Below are 2237 nucleotides of genomic sequence, written 5' to 3'. Positions count from 1 at the left end.
CGCCCCGCATGCCCCAGTCTCTGATATGGACTGCGGTCGCGAAGTGAGGAACGAACGCAGCTACCGCTTTCGACGTTCTCGGCGACACCCGCCTACCAGAAAATACCCGAAAGCGGCAGCCCCCAATCCTTCTTCGCCCCACCACCCCAAGCCTGCCGCGAGACGCCTGAAATCCTCCCCACTCGCAGCCAAAAGCCACCCACTCTCTGCCCCCTCTGCCTCTCCGCCCCTCTGCGGCAAAACCGAACGTCCCACCACTCCACCATTGATTCGCTGCTCTCCCCCTCCGGGCTCACTTCATTCGTCTATCTCACCACGCTCCGTTCCACCCCTGCAGTCATCCTGAAATTCTGCCATCTTGTTAATCCTGTCCATCTGCACCGCCTCGCACTCCACCATTGATTCGCTGCGCTCACCCTCCGGGCTCACTTCGTTCGTCTACCTCGCTACGCTCGGTTCCCCCCCCGCAGTCATCCTGAAATTCTGCCATCCTGTGAATCCTGTCCATCTGCACCGCCTCGCACTCCACCACGCCACAAACTCCCCCTTGCGCCCCCTTCACCCGTCGCGAATCTTCATTAAGCGGGCGGCGCGCACACACCCGCCATTCCACCCATGTCGCCCGCCAACCCCCAGCCCACGCAGCAGCGCCCCCGTCGCAGCTACCGTCAGCGCAGCGTCCTCGGCAGCCTGTTTGCGTTCGCGCTCATCCTCGGCTGTGGCCTCACACTGAGCCTCCCCCTCCACGCCGAGCCGCTCTCTTTTCCCACCCTCACCACCACCAAAGGCGTCACCTACACCGACGTCAAAGTCTCCCGGTTTGACGCCCACGAAGTCCGCTTCAGCCACGCCGGCGGCATCTCCACCGTCCCCCTCGCCGAGCTCCCGCCCGATCTCCAGACCCTCTTCGGCTACGACCCCAAAAACGAAGTCCACGTCCTCAAAGACAAGCAGAACCAGCGCGCCCAGGCCATCATCACCGAGGCCGATCAAAAAGCCAAAGCCGCCGCCGTCCGCCAGCAGGAAGAGGCCGATGCCCAGGAGCTCCAGCGCATCCGCAGCCAGCCCCACCGCTGCTACATCAGCCGCGTCCAGCACACCGAAGACGCCCTCCTCATCGACGTCCTCGCCGTCGAAAAACTCCCCGTCATGATCCCCTCCCGCACCGGCCGGAGCGAGCGCGTCAAACTCACCCCTCAGGGCCGGCCCGAATACGCCGAGCAAGCCGCCCCCGGCAAACCCTTCGCCCTCGGCCCCACCCTCCGCATCCTCCCCTCCAGCGTCCCCCTGACCTCCGGCAAAATTGTGAGCGTCTACGTCATCACCACCGACGTCGGCCCCGAACCCATCTGCGCCATCAGCCCCGAAGGCGCCCTCGAATACCGCAAAAAACTCGCCGCCTACAAAGCCGCAGGCAATACGCCGCCGCCGAGGACCGAGGCACCGCCTAGTAGTCCCCAGCCTCCTCCTGGCGCATGGAATCCGTGAGCATCGTTTGAGGTTCGTACGAACCTTGCACCTTCGGTCAGGCTAAATTCACTTCTTTCCTTCTGCCATTTTGGTATTGTGAGATAATTTGCAGCTTACGATCGTGGGTTTTAAGTTCATCTTCGGCAACAATCCAAGCACCTAATTTATAGCCATATCCAACAGATTCCTCTTTGGGATTTGTGAATAATTCAAGTTTCAATGCATCGTAGTCATTAAGCTCTCGGTTACTGCGTTTCTTTATTTCCACAACGAGATGATTTTGTGAGTCTTCTTGCCGTTGATGAACAACAATGTCCGGGTAAACTGAAAAAACATAAAATCCATCGCTATTCTTTTCGAGTTCGTTTTTCCGAGCTTGATATACGATATTCCTAATTCGCTCTTCAGCAATGCCTGCTAGGGTTTTTACTTCCGATTCGTGCCTGTTGTATTCACAGTCGACAACGATGTGGCCCACATCGCTTATGATGCTCATTCTTCGAAGTTCGCTTTCTAAATAGAATGCCAAGCGATGTGCAATGGCTCTTTCCCCGGCTGCTGCCAACTCAGATTTAGTGTTTGATCCTTCACATCTGGGGCATAGCAGTGTTTCTCTATCTGAGCTTTTGTTGAATCGATTTACGGCTCTCACTAAGCATTCCCAAACTTTGTTTTCTGTAGTCATAATCGATAAAGTAAGATTTTTACTTCTTTGATTTTAGTCTTGAAGCTTCAACCTCGGAGCCATCTGCTGTTTTGACCCGCAG

General features: G+C 56.9%; 2 protein-coding genes. One reads left to right on the top strand and one right to left on the bottom strand.

Going from position 1 to position 2237, the window contains the following annotated elements:
* Positions 1 to 615 precede the first annotated feature (615 nt).
* Positions 616 to 1488 carry a hypothetical protein gene (locus tag WAW39_RS17860; RefSeq protein ID WP_422320546.1) on the top strand — a complete coding sequence of 291 codons (873 nt, stop codon included), beginning with the start codon at positions 616 to 618 and terminating at the stop codon, positions 1486 to 1488.
* Positions 1489 to 1525: 37 nt separating this feature from the next.
* Here WAW39_RS17860 and WAW39_RS17855 read toward each other — a convergent pair whose 3' ends face one another.
* On the bottom strand, positions 1526 to 2155 hold the full coding sequence (locus WAW39_RS17855; RefSeq protein WP_422320545.1) for a hypothetical protein: 630 nt from the start codon (positions 2153 to 2155) through the stop codon (positions 1526 to 1528).
* Between the last annotated feature and the right edge of the window lie 82 nt (positions 2156 to 2237).

The organism is Prosthecobacter sp., assembly GCF_049294395.1.
Lineage (GTDB): Bacteria > Verrucomicrobiota > Verrucomicrobiia > Verrucomicrobiales > Verrucomicrobiaceae > Prosthecobacter.
This window is presented reverse-complemented; position numbering and strand designations above follow the sequence as displayed.

Bases quoted from the DNA above. Each gene is read 5' to 3' on its own strand.
- WAW39_RS17860 (WP_422320546.1), top strand. From the start codon at position 616: ATGTCGCCCGCCAACCCCCAGCCCACGCAGCAGCGCCCCCGTCGCAGC.
- WAW39_RS17855 (WP_422320545.1), bottom strand. From the start codon at position 2,155: ATGACTACAGAAAACAAAGTTTGGGAATGCTTAGTGAGAGCCGTAAAT.